This window comes from Pseudomonas sp. BN417 (assembly GCF_029871205.1).
Taxonomy (GTDB): domain Bacteria; phylum Pseudomonadota; class Gammaproteobacteria; order Pseudomonadales; family Pseudomonadaceae; genus Metapseudomonas.
In genome coordinates this window covers 1-14,939 of record NZ_SSOJ01000155.1, presented here as the reverse complement: position 1 = coordinate 14,939, position 14,939 = coordinate 1, and the positions used below count along the sequence as shown (strand labels likewise).

The window sequence follows — 14,939 nt, the reverse complement described above, 5'->3', positions numbered from 1 at the left end:
TCCAGGTTGGTGGCAGAGACATGCAAGCCTAGTCAAAGGAATCGATCCGCTCCGTGTTCCCTGACTGAAGGTCAGGCCGTCAGCCAGTCGATGAAGAGGGCGAAGAGTTCCGCCTGGGAGCTGATTTCCAGCTTGGTGTAGAGATTCTTGCGGTGCATGCGCACGGTCTCCGGGGAGATTTCCAGGACCTTGGCGCTGGACTTCACCGAGTGGCCGCGCAGCAGCAGGTGGGCGATTTCCCGCTCGCGCTCGGTCAGGCGGTCGCTGCCGAAGTTCATGAAGGCTTCGCGGATCTGCTGGTTGAGGCCGACCGGAGCGCCGCCGGGAGTGGGCGCCGAGCCGTGTCCGTCCAGGCAGCGAATCAGGCCGCCGCGCTCGTCGAACTGGCGGATCAGCTCGCGTACCAGGGGTTGCGCGGCCCGCAGCAGGTCCAGCTCGGCGCTGCTGAAGCGCCCCCCGCTGCGGCCCTGGTAGACGCACAGGGATACCTTGCGCTGGCCGCCCAGGTCGACGATGAAGTGGGCGTCCTCCACCGAGCCGCAGCGCAAGTAGTAGGTGCGGTAGTACTCGCTGTTGAAGAAGTCGTCCGGAGCGATTTCCGAGAGGTGGTAGAAGCCTTCCGCCAACCCGTTCTCCAGGGCCAGGCAGAAGGGGTCGAGCATATAGCCGCGGGCGTAGTAGCGCTCGATCAGCGCCTCGCGGTACTCCTCCGGGATGCCGCGCTGGTAGATCGGGCGCGGCGGAAGGCCCTTGCATTCCAGGCCGAGCAGCATCGACTCGATGGGCACCAGGCTGGCCAGCGCTTCGGCCAGGCACTCGCAGAAAACCGGCTCGGCGACGCTGGCCATGGCCCGCGCCAGCCCCGCATGCCAGGCATGCAGGGCGGCGGACGAGGGGTTGGAGGCGGTATCGGTCATGCCGGGCAGTCTAGTGGCGCCGCCCGGCCGTCGCCAGAGGGCATCAGCGGCCGGCATAGTCGCCGCTGCGCTGCAGGTCCGCCGCGGTTTCCAGGATGGCCTCGCGCAACGTCTCGACTATCTCGTCCACCTGGGCGCGGGTGATGGTCAAAGGCGGCGACATCACGTTCAGGTGCACGATCGGCCGTACCAGCAGACCGCGTTTCTGCGCCCGCAGGTGGATCTGCTCACCGATGTTCAGTTCGTCGGGAAACAGCGCCTTGCTCGCCTTGTCGGCGACGAACTCGACGCAGGCCATCAGTTTCTTGCAGCGCACGCTGCCCACCAGCGGAAGCTCGGCCAGGGTCTGCAGGCGCTCCTCCAGGTAGGCGCCCACCTCGATCACATGGGGCAGCAGGTTTTCCCGCTGGATGATCTCGATGTTCTTCAGCGCGCTGACGCAGCTCACCGGGTGACCGCTGTAGGTGAAGCCATGGCTGAAGCAGCGGCCCTTGCCCGGCTCGCCGATCACCTGCCAGATGCGCTTGGAGAAGATGCAGGCGCCCAGCGGCAGGTAGCCGGAGGTCAGGCCCTTGGCGGTGGTGATGATGTCCGGCACCACGCCGAACACCTCTTCCGAGGCGAAGAAGGCGCCCAGGCGGCCGAAGGAGGTCACCACCTCATCCGCCACGTAGAGCACGTCGTGGCGCTGGCAGACTTCCCACATGCGCTTGTGGTAACCGGCCGGCGGGATGATCACGCCCCCCGAACCCATGATCGGCTCGGCGAAGAAGGCCGCCACCCGGTCCGCGCCCAGGGTGAGGATCTTGTCCTCGAACTCGTTGACCAGGAACTCCAGGAACTGCGCCTCGTCCATGCCCGCCGGCGCGCGGTAGGGGTTGGGGCAGGAGATGTGGTGGATACGGTCCTTGAGGAAGTCGAACTCCGCCGGTCGGTCGGCCGCCTTGCCACCCAGGGACATGGTCAGGTAGGTGGAGCCGTGGTAGGCGTTGATACGGGTGATGACGTGTTTCTTTTCCGGCTTGCCGCGGCAGTTCTGGTAGTACTGCACCAGCCGGTAGGCGGTATCCACGGCGGTGGAGCCGCCGGTGGTGAGGAATACGTGGTTCAGGTCGCCGGGCGCGAGCTCGGCGAGCTTCTCGCAGAGCTCGATGGCGGTGACGTTGGCCATGTCGCAGAAGGGGTTGGAATAGGCCAGGCGGCGCACCTGGTCGGCGATGGCCTCGGCCATCTCCTCGCGGCCCAGGCCGATATTGGTGCACCACATGCCGCCCACCGCGTCCAGGTAACGGTTGCCAAGGGTGTCGTAGATATAGGCGCCTTCTCCGGCGGCGATGTTCAGCGCGCCGTTCTCCCGGTGGTCGTCGAAGATGTGGTAGCCGTGCATGTAGTGCGCCTTGTCGGCGGCCACCAGGCGCTCATTATCGAACTGGGCGAAGAAGTCGGCGTTTGCGGTAGTCATGGTCGTTACCTCGGGTCCATCTGATGCTTGGCGGTTCAAATCACTTGCCGGTCTTGACCGCATTCCAGGTGCGGGTGATCAGGCGCATGGCCTTGGGTGACTGCGGCTTCTGGGTAAAGAGTCGGGCGCGGGTGGCGTCGTCCGGGTAGATCGCCGGGTCGTTGCGGACCTCGGCCATGACCAGCGGCGTCGCGGCCTGGTTGCTGTTGGCGTAGCGGATGTAGTCGGTGACCTCGGCCATCACCTTGGGTTGCAGCATGTACTCGATGAACTTGTGGGCGTTCTCCACATGGGGCGCATCGGCCGGGATATAAAAGTCGTCGAACCAGATCAGCGAGCCTTCCTTGGGAATGAAGTAGTCCAGCTTGACCTTGGCGCCGGCCTCCTCGGCGCGGGCCTGGGCGGTGGCGTAGTCGCCGGACCAGGTCATGGCGATGCACTGGTCACCGTTGGCCAGGCCGTTCAGGTAGCTCATGGAATCGAACTTGCGGATGTAGGGACGCACCTTCATCAGCAAGTCCTGGGCGGCCTTGAGGTCCTCCGGCTCCACGCTGTTGGGGTCGCGGCCGAGGTAGGCCAGCGCCAGCGGCAACACGTCGGTGGGCGAGTCGATCAGGGTCACGCCGCAATCGGCGAAGCGCGAGACCACTTGCGGATCGAAGATCATCGCCAGGGAGCCGATGGGCGCATCGGGCATGCGCGCCTTGATCATCTCGACGTTGTAGGTGATGCCATTGCTGCCCCAGGTGTAGGGTGCCGAGTAGGCCACGCCCGGATCGTAGTGTTCGAGGCTGGCCAGCACCTGCGGGTCCAGGTTGCCCCAACTGGGCAAGCGGCTCTTGTCCAGCGGCTGGAACACCCCGGCCTTGAGCAGCGGCGGCACCAGCGCGGCGTTGAGTACCACCAGGTCGTAGCCGGAGCGGCCCGGCAGCAGCTTGCCCTGCACCGTCTCGTAGGAGTCGAAGGTGTCGTAGACCACCTTGATGCCGGTGGCCTTCTCGAAGTCGGCGAGGGTGCGTTCCCCCATGTAGTCCGACCAGTTGTACAGGCGCAGGGTATTGCCATCGTCGGCCGGGCTCAGGGCCGGCAACAGGATAAGCGTCGCGCCAAGTGCTGCAACCAGGGTCTTGCGCATGTCGGTTCCACCTGTGTTGTCGTTATCGGGTCACCTGTGGCTACTCTGTGCCGGTTGCCGCGCAGCGGCCATAACCCGAACGGGTAGGTGGAATGGATGTCTTCCTGTACATTCGTTCAGATTCGCCGTATCACCACAGGAACTGTCGGCATGACGACCCAGGATGTGCGCTATTCCCGTCTGGACCCCGAGCTGCGCAAGGCCCACCTGATCGAAGCGACCCTCATCTGCCTCAAGCGCCATGGCTTCCAGGGCGCATCGATCCGCAAGATCTGCGCCGAGGCGGGCGTCTCGGTGGGGCTGATCAACCATCACTACGCCGGCAAGGACGAGCTGGTGGCCGAGGCCTACCTGGCCGTCACCGGAAGGGTGATGAAGCTGCTGCGCGATGCCATCGACGACGCCGAGCCCAGCCCGCGGGCGCGGCTGTCGGCGTTCTTTGGCGCGTCCTTCTCCGCCGAGCTGCTCGACCCGCAGCTGCTGGAGGCCTGGCTGGCCTTCTGGGGGGCGGTGAAGACCGCCCAGGCCATCAACCAGGCCCACGACCATTCCTATGGCGAGTACCGCGCCATCCTCGCCAAGGTCCTCACCGAGCTGGCGGTGGAGCAGGGCTGGCAAGGCTTCGATGCGGAACTCGCAGCCATCAGCCTCAGCGCTTTGCTCGACGGCCTCTGGCTGGAATCCGGCCTGAACCCGCAGACCTTCACCCCGGAGCAGGGCGTGCAGATCTGCGAGGCTTGGGTAGATGGTCTGCAGGCCGGTGCCGTGCAGCGATTCCTGCGCCCCGTCGGAGGCCGTTGATCGGTCGTTCAGCTGACGATAACCTCCTGCCACTCCAACAATAAGAACGCCCCGCCGACGCGCGGAGGCGGAGGGTAATTGCAATGTCTGCCAGTGTGCTGATCGTCGACGACGATCCGCTGATCCGTGAACTGCTCCAGACCTACCTGACCCAGGAGGGCTACCAGGTGCGCTGCGCCAGCACCGCCGAACAGGCCGAAGCCTGCCTGGCGGAAAGCCCGGTGGACCTGGTGATGCTGGACATCCGCCTGCCCGGCAAGGACGGCCTGACGCTGACCCGCGAACTGCGTGTGCGCTCGGAAGTGGGCATCATCCTGATCACCGGCCGCAACGACGAGGTGGACCGCATCGTCGGCCTGGAATGCGGCGCCGACGACTACGTGGTCAAACCCCTCAATCCCCGCGAACTGGTGTCCCGCGCCAAGAACCTGGTGCGCCGGGTGCGCCACGCCCGGCAACCGGCCCCGGCGGCCACCACTGCCCAGCTCAAGCGCTTCGCCGACTGGATGCTGGATAGCGACCGCCGGCGCCTGATCGACCAGGATGGCAGCGAAACCCTGCTCACCCACGGCGAATTCCAGCTGCTCAGCGTCTTCCTGCGCAACGCCGGCCACACCCTCAGCCGTGACCAGCTGATGGATCAGATCCGCAATCGCGAATGGCTGCCCAACGACCGCTCCATCGATGTACTGGTGGGGCGCCTGCGCCGCAAGCTGCGGGACGATCCCGCCGAGCCCCAGCTGATCATCACCATCCACGGTGCGGGCTATCTGTTCACTGCCAATGCCTGTGCCGCCTGAAAGCATGAAGGCCGGCGCGCTGCTGGTGTCGCTCCTCCTGAGCTGCACGGCGCAGGCCGCGCAACCCGTGCGTTACTGCGACCATCCGGTGTATCCGCCGATCTCCTGGAGCGACGGCAAGCAGATGCGCGGCCTCGCCCCGCTGATGGTGCATGCGGTAATGGCCAAGCTGGGATTCGACGTCGAACTGGTGAAGCTGGGAAACTGGAAGCGCTGCCTGCTGGACGCCGCCGAGGGGCGGGTGGACGTGGTGCTGGCCTATCGCACCCAGCCGCGTGACGGCTTCCTGCAGTTCGCTTCCGTGCCGGTGCTGCGCGAGGAAGTGGCGATCTTCTATAACCGCCAGCATCCACTGAAGGTCGAGCGCCTGGAGGACCTGACCCGCTATCGCGGTGGCCTGCTGTTCGGCGAAAGCTACGGCGAGGCCTTCGACCAGACGGTGGCCCGCGCCGGCAATATCGAATGGGTCTCCGACAGCCGACAGAATTTCGGCAAGCTGATCCGTGGCCGCATCGACTTCATCCCCCACGAACGCCGAACCGGCCAGCTGTTCATCGAGCACCTGCCCGGCGGCGGCGACATCGGCACCTTGCCCACCGCGGTCGCGGTGGACTACCTGCGGCTGGCGGTCTCCCGCCACTCACCCCTGGCCGCGCGCATGGACGAGATCGACCGCGAGCTGCAAAGGCTGACCGACTCGGGCCAGATCGAACGCTGGCTGAACCAGAGCGAAGCCACCTACCGCGACATGGTCGTGCAACCGGAGCCACAGCCATGACCCGGCTGAAACCCGTCAGTGGCCTGCTGCGCAGGCTGCTGCTGTTCATCCTGCTGTTCAGCCTGTGCTTCACCCTGGTGGCCAGCGCCGTGCAGCTGCACCTGGAGTACCGCCGCGAGATGCGCGAGATCGAGGCGCGACTGGAACTGATCCGCACCGGTTATCTGGCCAGCTTCGAGCGCAGCTTGTGGGACCTCAACCAGGAGCAGCTGAAGATGCAGGTGCGCGGGTTGGCGGACTTTCCGGACATCGCCCTGGTGCACCTGACCAGCGCCGACTTCGACCTGCAGGAGGGCGCGCGCGACCCGGCGGGCCCGCTGCGCCGCGAGCGCTTCCCCCTGGTCTACCAGCCGCCGGGCGGCGAAGAGCGCCATCTGGGCGAGCTGGAAATCGCCATCGACCTGGGCGCGGTCTACAAGCGCCTCTATGCCACCGGCCTGACCAGCCTGCTGTGGATGAGCGTGTTCCTCTGCGGCCTGGCGGTGGCCTTGTCCTGGCTGTTCCACCGCCTGGTCACCCGTCATTTGCGGGTGATGGCCGACTTCGCCCGGCGCATCGCCTCCGGCGACTGGCACGAGGCCCTGCATCTGCACCGCCGGGCCGGGCGCAGCGTTGACGAGATCGACACGGTGGCCCAGGCCCTGGACGACATGCGCCGGGCCATCCTCGACGATATGCAGCGCCGTGAAGACGATCGCGCCGCCCTGCAAGGCCTGGTGGAGCGGCGTACCGCCAGCCTGCAGCGGGCCAAGGAAGAAGCCGAAGCGGCCAACCTGGCCAAGTCGCGCTTCCTCGCCACCATGAGCCATGAAATCCGCACCCCGCTCAACGGCATCCTCGGCATGGCCGAACTGCTGCGCGGCGCGATTCCGGGTGAACGCGACCGCCAGCGCCTGGAGGCCCTCCACAAGGCGGCCGAAGGTTTGCTGGCGATCCTCAATGAAGTGCTCTATTTCGCCCGCCTGGAAGAAGGGCAGAGCCGCCCGGAGCAGCTGGATTTCTCCCTGCCGGCGCTCCTGGACCAGGTGCTGACCTTGCTCGAACCCAGGGCCAGTGCCAACGGCACCATCCTGCGCTCGCGGCTCGACCCACGGGTGCAGGGCCGCTGCCATGGCGCCGAGCAGTTCCTCCGCCAGGTGCTGAGCAATCTGCTGGCCAACGCGGTGAAGTTCACCGAGGAGGGCGAAATCCTGGTGGAGGTGCAGCTACTCGAGGAACTGGCCGACGGCCAGCGCCTGCGCATCAGCGTCACCGACGACGGCATCGGTATCGCCCCCGAAATGCAGGCGAAGATCTTCGAACGCTTCACTCAGGCCAGTGAAACCGTGGCCCAGCGCTATGGCGGCACCGGGCTGGGCCTGGCCATCAGCAAGCGGCTGGTGGAGCTGATGGGCGGACGCATTGGCGTGGAAAGCGTGGAAGGCGAGGGAAGCTGTTTCTGGTTCGAGGTGGCCCTGGGCGCCGCACGCAACCCGATTGCGCAGACAGCCGTCGTGCCTGCGTTGCGGACCCTGGAAGTGCTGGTGGTGGAGGATGTCGCCCTCAACCGCGACGTGGTGGCCGGGCTGCTGGAACGCGATGGCCACCGCGTCACCCTGGCCGAGGACGCCGAGCCGGCCCTGGCCTTGTGCCGGCAGCGGAGCTTCGACCTGATCCTTCTCGACTTGCACCTGCCGGGCATGGCCGGTACCGAGCTGTGCCGGCTGATCCGCGCCGACAAGCTGGGCGCCAACCGCGACAGCCGCATCCTCGCCTTCACCGCCAGCCTCCAGCCGGCCCTGGTGCGCAGTTGCCTGGATGCCGGGATGCAGGGCGCCCTGGCCAAGCCGCTGAAACTGGACGACCTGCGCCGCGCCCTGGCCGGCCAGACCCGGTCGCAGCCGCTCGCGGGGGATACCGAGTTGCTCGACCTGCAGTTGCTGGACACCCACCGTGGCCTGCTCGGCGAGCAGAAGCTCCAGGGACTGCTGGGCCTGCTGCGGCGCATGCTCGACGAGCACCGCGCCGGGCTGCTGGAGGCCCTGGCGGCACAGGATTGCGCCGAGGTCGGGAACCTTTCCCATCGCCTGGCCGGCAGCGGCGAGTCCCTCGGCCTGCGTGCCCTGTCTGCTTGCCTGCGGGAGCTGGAGTCGGCGGCCCAGGCCGGCGATACCGCCGCCTTGCTGGCCCTGAAGCCGCGCCTGGAAGCGCTCCTGGCGGACTCCGCCGCTGTGCTCGACGGCCTGCTGCAACCGGTCCCGTGAAAATCGAACAATTTCCTTACGACTTTTTACAACTTCGATCCCGGCTAACAACGGCGTCTTACAAGTCCTTCCAATAATCGGCCCGAACCGCGCTCGAACGCGGTCCCAGTGGCCTATTGGAGACAAGAATAATGACCCGCAAAGCCCGCCTGCGTCGCCACCTCACCATGGAGGTGCGCCATGTCTGAGGAACGCATCCAGCTCACCCGCGCGCTGAAGAGCCGCCATATCTTCATGCTGTCCCTGGGCGGCGTCATCGGCACCGGCCTGTTCATGGGCTCCGGCTTCACCATCAATCAGGGCGGCCCAGCCGGTGCCGTGCTGGCCTATCTGGTGGCCGGCCTGCTGATGTACCTGGTAATGGTCTGCCTGGGTGAACTCTCGGTGCAGATGCCGGTTTCCGGCTCCTTCCAGGCCCACGCCACCCGCTACGTCGGCCCCGCCACGGGGTTCATGGTGGGCTGGGTCTACTGGCTGAGCTGGGCCACCACCGTCGGCCTGGAGTTCACCGCCGCCGGCATGCTGATGGACCGCTGGTTCCCCGATGTCCCTGTCGCGTACTGGTCGGCCCTGTTCGTGGTGCTGCTGTTCGGTATCAACTCCCTCAGCACCCGCGCCTTCGGCGAGGCCGAATACTGGTTCTCGGGCGTCAAGGTGGCGGCCATTCTGATCTTCATCGTCGTCGGTGTCCTGGCCATCTTCGGCGGCCTGCCGCTGGCCAATGGCGAGCCGGCGCCGAAGTTCTCCAACCTGATCGGCGACAGTCTGTTCCCCAATGGCATCTCCGCGGTGCTCGCCGTGATGATGACGGTGGTCTATGCCTTCCAGGGCTGCGAGATCATGGGCGTCGCCGCCGGTGAGACCGACGAACCGGAGAAGAGCATCCCCCGCGCCGTACGCAACGTAGTGTTCCGCGTGCTGATCTTCTACGTGCTGGCCATTATCGTGCTCTCGGCCATAGTGCCCTGGCAGCAGGCGGGCCTCGTGGAGAGCCCCTTCGTCCAGGTGTTCGACATGGTCGGTATACCCTTCGCCGCCGACCTGATGAACTTCGTGATCCTCACCGCCATCCTCTCGGTGGGCAACTCCGGCCTCTATGCCTGCACGCGCATCCTCTGGGCCATGTCCAAGTCCGGCATGGCGCCACGCGGGCTGACAAAGCTCAACAAGCGTGGGGTGCCGGTCTACGCCCTGTCCATCACCCTCTGCTTCGCGCTGCTGTCCTTGCTGACCAGCTTCGTCGCCGCGGACACCCTGTTTGTGGTCCTGACCGCCATCAGCGGGCTGGCCGGCACCGTGACCTGGATCGTCATCGCCCTGGCCCAGTACCGCTTCCGCCGCGAACACTACAAGGCCGGCGGCACTGTGCAGGACCTCAAGTATGCCGCGCCGCTGTTCCCGCTGATTCCGATGGCGTGCATCCTGCTGTGCGTCTCGCTGTTCGTGTTCCTGGCCTTGGACCCGACCCAGCGTCCGTCGCTGTACTGGGGCTTCGGCTTCATCGCGCTCTGCTATGGGGCTTACTACTTCCTGCAGTTCAAGCGTCAGCGCAGCCCTGCGCCTATCCCGGCGACCTGACCCCCGGCGATACCTGAAAAAGCGCGGCAGAGCGATCTGCCGCGCTTTTTTGTTGGGCCTGCGCGGACTGCCCCCTCTCCCTTCAGGGAGAGGGCTGGGGAGAGGGTGGCCAGGACTCCGCTGGGACTTCGCTTGTCAGGCCTTCGGCCTGCTTCGCGAATGAATTCGCCCCTACAGGAACGTGCGAGGCCATCGGCCAGCACGGACCGCCCCCTCTCCCTTCAGGGAGAGGGCTGGGGAGAGGGGGCGGGGCCCGCTGGCTCTCCCCGGTTCCGAGTTGTTCAAAGATGTAACAACAACGTCGGCGATTTACCCTTCTTTAACAAAAAATCCTTTTAAAACAAAACGTTAATAATTTTGATGGGACGTTACATACCCCATTCGGGCAGGATTGCCGTCTTGTTGAACACTCGTTTAGGATCGCTTCAATTTCCTCATCATCAAAGACAACAAGACGAGGGCTCCATGACCACACTGCTCAGCCAGGTCGACGCCGGTATCGCCCGGATCATCCTGAACCGCCCCCAGCAGCGCAACGCGCTGGATATCCCCACTCTGAAAGCTCTGCTCGAACTGCTGGACGCCCATGAGGCCGATCCGGCCGTGCGCGTGGTGGTCCTGAGCGGGGAGGGACGCAGCTTCTGTGCCGGCGCCGACCTCGCCGAATGGGCCGAGGCCGAAGCCCGGGGCGAGCTGGAAACCTACGGCTGGACCGAAACCGCCCACGCCCTGATGAGCCGCCTGCATGGCCTCGACAAGCCGACCATCGCCGCCATCAACGGCACCGCCGTCGGCGCGGGGATGGACCTGGCGCTGTGCTGCGATTTCCGCATCGCCGCCGCCTCGGCGCGCTTCAAGGCCGGCTACACCGGCATGGCTTACGCCCCGGATGCCGGCGCCAGCTGGCACCTGCCGCGACTGATCGGCGCCGAGCAGGCCAAGCGCCTGTTGTTCCTCGACGAACTCTGGGGCGCCGAGCGTGCCCTGGGCGTCGGCCTGGTGGGCGAGGTCTGCGCTGATGAGCAACTGCAGGAAGTGGTCGGCGAACTGGCGGCGCGCCTGGCGGCCGGCCCCACCTTCGCCTTCGCCCAGACCAAGCGGCTGATCCGTGACAGCGCCAGTCGTTCGCTGGCCCAGCAACTGGAGGCCGAGCAGGCTGCCGGCCTGCTCTGCGGCCGCAGCGAGGATGCGGCCGAGGCGCTGCGCGCCGTGGCCGAGAAACGTTCCCCCCAATTCAAAGGCCGCTAAGCGCCGGCAGGTGACCACCATGGATTTCAAGCTTACCCAGGAACAGGAAATGCTCGTCGAGGCGGTGAAGAGCTTCGTCGAGAAGGAATTGCTGCCTTATGAGGAAGAAGTGGACCGCGCCGACGCGGTGTCCCCGGAGCTCGCCGCGCAAATTCGCGGCAAGGCCATCGCCGCCGGCTTCTACGCCTTCAACATGCCCGAGGAAGTCGGCGGCGGCGGCCTCGACTACCTGTCCCAGGCGCTGATCGAGCGCGAGCTGTCGAAAGTCTCCTGGGCGCTGCACGTGTTCGTCGCGCGCCCCTCGAAGATCCTCATGGCCTGCAAGGGCCAGCAGATCGAGGACTACCTGCTGCCTTGCGTACAGGGCGAGAAGATCGACTGCTTCGCCCTCACCGAGCCGGGCGCCGGCTCCGACGCCAATGCGATCAAGACCCGCGCCGTGCGTGACGGCGACGACTTCGTGCTGAACGGCAGCAAGCACTTCATCAGCCACGCCGGGCATGCCGACTTCGCCATCGTCTTCGCCGTCACCGACACCTTTGAACACAACGGCAAGAAGCGCAACGCGGTGACCTCCTTCCTGGTCGACAAGGGCACCCCGGGCATGACCATCCGCCGTGGGCCCAAGTGCGTCAGCAACAAGGGCTACCACACCTACGAGATCTTCTTCGACGACTGCCGCGTGCCGGCCTCCAAGGTCCTCGGCGAAGTCGACAAGGGCTGGGAAGTGGCCAACGCCTGGCTCACCGCCGGCCGCGTGATGGTCGCCGCCAACTGCGTCGGCCAGGCCCAGCGCGCGCTGGACCTGTCCCTGCAATGGGCGGCCGACCGCAAGCAGTTCGGCCAGCCCATCGGCACCTACCAGGGCATCTCCTTCAAGCTCGCCGACATGGCCACGCAGATCCGCGCGGCCGAGCTGATGACCCTGCACACCGCCTGGAAGATGGACCAGGGCAGCATGACCGATGGCGAGGCCGGCATGGCCAAGCTGTTCGCCAGCGAAGTGCTGGGCAAGGTTGCCGACGAGACGGTGCAGATCTTCGGCGGCATGGGCCTCATGGACGAGGGCCCGGTGGAGCGCATCTGGCGCAACGCGCGGATCGAGCGGATCTGGGAAGGCACCTCGGAAATCCAGCGCCACATCATCTCCCGCGAACTGCTGCGGCCGCTGCTGCGTTGATGCCTCGCGACCCTCTCCCGCTTGCGTGAGAGGGGTTGGGGGAGAGGGAAATGAGCCTTTTGCCGAGACCTGACATGAATCGTGAAAACCTCAAGCGCCTGCTGGCGCCGAAACACCTCGCCTTCATCGGCGGCCGCAGCATGGCGCGCGCGCTCAAGCGCTGCGCCGAGGGCGGCTTCAGTGGCCAGATGTGGCTGGTCAACCCACAGCACGCCGAGCTCGAAGGTGTGCCCTGCGTGGCCAGCGCCGCCGACCTGCCGTGCGGGCCGGATGCGGTGTTCATCGCCACCAACCGCGAGCTGACGCTGGACGTGGTCGCCGCGCTTGCCGCCAAGGACGCCGGCGGCGCCATCTGCTACGCCTCCGGCTTCGCCGAGACCGGCGAGGAAGGCCAGGCCCTGCAACAGAAGCTGCTCGCCGCCGCCGGCGAGATGGCCCTGCTCGGGCCGAACTGCTACGGCCTGCTCGACTACCTGCACGGTGCGGCCCTGTGGCCGGTGGCCCACGGTGGGCAGCTGGTGGAGAAGGGCGTGGCAGTGCTGACCCAGAGCGGCAACTTCGCCTACAACCTGTCCATGAGCGACCGCTCGCTACCGGTGGCCTACATGGCCTCGGTGGGCAATCAGGCCCAGCTGGGCGTGGCCGAGCTGATGGACGTGCTGCTCGATGAACCACGCGTCACTGCCATCGGCCTGCACCTGGAAGGCCTGAAGAACGTCCCCGGCTTCGCCCGCGCGGCCTACAAGGCCCTGCAGAAAGGCGTGCCGGTGATCGCCCTGAAGACCGGTGTCTCCGAGATCGGCGCCGAGCTCGCGCTCAGCCACACCAGTTCCCTGGCCGGCTCCGACGCGCTCTACGACAGCCTCTTCGAGCGCCTCGGGGTGATCCGCGTGAGCGGCCCGGTGAGCTTCATGGAAACCCTCAAGGCCGCCGCCTGCGGCAACCTGCCGGCCGGCCCCAGCCTGGCTGCGCTGGCCTGTTCCGGCGGCGATGCCGGGTTGATCGCCGACTACGCCGAACGCAACGGCCTGCCGCTGCCCAAGCTCGACAACCTGCAGCGCGAAGAATTGGCCCAGGTGCTGCCGGACTACGCCAACATCGCCAACCCGCTGGACTTCACCACCGCCATCTGGGGTGACGGCCCGGCGCTGGAGAAGATGCTCGACAGCGCCCTGCGCACCCCGGCCGACGCCGCGCTGCTGGTGCTCGACTACCCCGGTGAGGAAACCGGCGAGCGCCCGCAGTGCGACCTGCTGCTGGAACTCTACTGCGCGGCGCTCAAGCGTCACGGCAAGGTTGGCTTTATCGCCTCGGCCTTCCCCGAGTTGCTGCCGGCCCACGCCCGCGAACTGCTGCACGCCCAGGGCGTTGCCGCGCTGCAAGGAGTGGAAGATGGCCTCGCCGCCTGGGGCCGCATCGCCCATTACCGCCAGCGCCGCGACGCGCTGCTGGTTCGAGGTGACGCGGCGCTGGTGCCGATCTGCCCGTTACCCCTGGAAGGCCAGGGCCGGCTACTCGATGAGTGGCAGTCCAAGCAGGCCCTGAAACCTTTCGGCGTACCGCTGCCCCAGGCCGTGCTGAGTACCCCGGGCCAGGCCCGCGAGGCGGCTGCTGACCTCGGCTTCCCGCTGGTGCTCAAGGCAGTCAGCGCAGACTTGCCGCACAAGACCGAAGCCGGTGGCGTCGCGCTCAACCTGCGCAACGAAGCGGCCCTGGAAGCGGCGTTGTTCGACATGCGCGAGAGCCTGGCCCGGCATGCGCCGCAGCTGGCCTTCGAGCAGGTGCTGCTGGAGCGCATGGCGAGCCCGCCGCTGGCCGAGCTGATCGTCGGCATCAAGCGCGAGAACGGCTTTGCCCTGGCCCTGGTGATCGGCGCCGGCGGGATTCTCGTCGAGCTGCTCAAGGACAGCCGCAGCCTGCTGCTGCCCACCACCGACGCGGCGATCCGCGAGGCCCTGCTGAGCCTGCGCAGCGCGCCACTGCTGACCGGCTTCCGTGGCCGCCCGGCGGTGCAGATGGACGCCCTGGTGGACGCAGTGCGCGCCGTCGCCGACTACGCCTGCGAGCACGCCGACCAGTTACTGGAACTGGACGTGAACCCGCTGCTGGTCAACGCCGAAGGCGCGGTGGCGGTGGATGCGCTGATCCGTATCGCGGAATGACGCTCCTGTAGGAGCCAGCTTGCTGGCGAAAGTCCGGCGCACGGCCGTTCGCGAGCAAGCTCGCTCCTACAGGTCTTGGCAATCGCTTTCGAGGAGACACCTCATGCAACAACAGAACACCCTCACCGGCGGCCAGGCCCTGGTCCGCCTGCTGGCCAACTACGGCGTCGACACCGTGTTCGGCATTCCCGGGGTGCACACCCTGGAGCTCTACCGCGGACTGCCGGGCAGCGGTATTCGCCATGTGCTGACCCGCCACGAGCAGGGCGCCGGCTTCATGGCCGACGGTTATGCGCGAGTCAGCGGCAAACCCGGCGTGTGCTTCATCATCACCGGCCCGGGCGTGACCAATGCCGCGACACCCATCGGCCAGGCCTACGCAGACTCCATCCCGATGCTGGTGATTTCCAGCGTCAACCACACCGCCAGCCTCGGCAAAGGCTGGGGCTGCCTGCACGAGACCCAGGACCAGCGCGCCATCACCGCGCCGATCACTGCCTTCTCGGCAGTGGCCTTGAGCGCCGAGGATCTGCCCGAGCTGATCGCCCGCGCCTATGCGGTGTTCGACAGCGAGCGGCCGCGCCCGGTGCATATCTCGGTGCCGCTCGACGTGCTGGCCGCCCCGGTGGCGCGGG

The 14,939-nt window shown here is 66.7% G+C and carries 12 protein-coding genes; 9 read left to right on the top strand and 3 right to left on the bottom strand.

The window, feature by feature from the left end; genetic code table 11:
- Positions 1 to 71: 71 nt before the first annotated feature.
- Genes E8F11_RS25165 through E8F11_RS25155 form a run of 3 tightly spaced genes read right to left on the bottom strand, consistent with a single transcriptional unit; the run spans position 72 to position 3,514 of the window.
- The gene (locus tag E8F11_RS25165) at positions 72 to 917 is read right to left on the bottom strand and encodes a helix-turn-helix transcriptional regulator (protein WP_280291638.1); all 846 of its coding nucleotides are present in this window, start codon (positions 915 to 917) and stop codon (positions 72 to 74) included.
- A 43-nt stretch (positions 918 to 960) separates the two neighbouring features.
- Positions 961 to 2,379: an aminotransferase gene (locus E8F11_RS25160; RefSeq protein ID WP_280291637.1), complete on the bottom strand. Its 1,419-nt coding sequence runs from the start codon at positions 2,377 to 2,379 to the stop codon at positions 961 to 963.
- Between the two features lie 40 nt (positions 2,380 to 2,419).
- Positions 2,420 to 3,514 carry a polyamine ABC transporter substrate-binding protein gene (locus E8F11_RS25155; RefSeq protein ID WP_280291636.1) on the bottom strand — a complete coding sequence of 365 codons (1,095 nt, stop codon included), beginning with the start codon at positions 3,512 to 3,514 and terminating at the stop codon, positions 2,420 to 2,422.
- 150 nt (positions 3,515 to 3,664) lie between these two features.
- On the opposite strand from E8F11_RS25155, the gene E8F11_RS25150 reads away from it, so the two are divergent.
- The 9 genes from E8F11_RS25150 to E8F11_RS25110 all read left to right on the top strand — a co-directional run.
- Entirely contained in the window at positions 3,665 to 4,315 is a 651-nt protein-coding gene (locus tag E8F11_RS25150) for a TetR family transcriptional regulator C-terminal domain-containing protein (protein WP_280291635.1), read from the top strand.
- 77 nt (positions 4,316 to 4,392) lie between these two features.
- On the top strand, positions 4,393 to 5,115 hold the full coding sequence (locus E8F11_RS25145) for a response regulator (protein WP_280291651.1): 723 nt from the start codon (positions 4,393 to 4,395) through the stop codon (positions 5,113 to 5,115).
- Positions 5,116 to 5,119: 4 nt separating this feature from the next.
- Positions 5,120 to 5,893, top strand: a complete 774-nt coding sequence (locus tag E8F11_RS25140) for a transporter substrate-binding domain-containing protein (RefSeq protein ID WP_280291650.1) — start codon at positions 5,120 to 5,122, stop codon at positions 5,891 to 5,893.
- Positions 5,890 to 8,136: an ATP-binding protein gene (locus E8F11_RS25135; protein WP_280291634.1), complete on the top strand. Its 2,247-nt coding sequence runs from the start codon at positions 5,890 to 5,892 to the stop codon at positions 8,134 to 8,136. The genes E8F11_RS25140 and E8F11_RS25135 overlap by 4 nt, the downstream gene beginning before the upstream one ends.
- A gap of 180 nt (positions 8,137 to 8,316) precedes the next feature.
- Positions 8,317 to 9,714 carry an amino acid permease gene (locus E8F11_RS25130; protein ID WP_280291633.1) on the top strand — a complete coding sequence of 466 codons (1,398 nt, stop codon included), beginning with the start codon at positions 8,317 to 8,319 and terminating at the stop codon, positions 9,712 to 9,714.
- Positions 9,715 to 10,179: 465 nt separating this feature from the next.
- The gene (locus E8F11_RS25125) at positions 10,180 to 10,962 is read left to right on the top strand and encodes an enoyl-CoA hydratase-related protein (RefSeq protein ID WP_280291632.1); all 783 of its coding nucleotides are present in this window, start codon (positions 10,180 to 10,182) and stop codon (positions 10,960 to 10,962) included.
- Positions 10,963 to 10,981: 19 nt separating this feature from the next.
- Positions 10,982 to 12,142 carry an acyl-CoA dehydrogenase family protein gene (locus E8F11_RS25120; protein ID WP_280291631.1) on the top strand — a complete coding sequence of 387 codons (1,161 nt, stop codon included), beginning with the start codon at positions 10,982 to 10,984 and terminating at the stop codon, positions 12,140 to 12,142.
- A 74-nt stretch (positions 12,143 to 12,216) separates the two neighbouring features.
- Positions 12,217 to 14,304, top strand: coding sequence for an acetate--CoA ligase family protein (locus E8F11_RS25115; RefSeq protein WP_280291630.1), 2,088 nt, complete (start codon positions 12,217 to 12,219; stop codon positions 14,302 to 14,304).
- Positions 14,305 to 14,407: 103 nt separating this feature from the next.
- The coding region (locus tag E8F11_RS25110) for a thiamine pyrophosphate-binding protein (RefSeq protein ID WP_280291629.1) at positions 14,408 to 14,939 on the top strand (532 nt) is incomplete at its 3' end.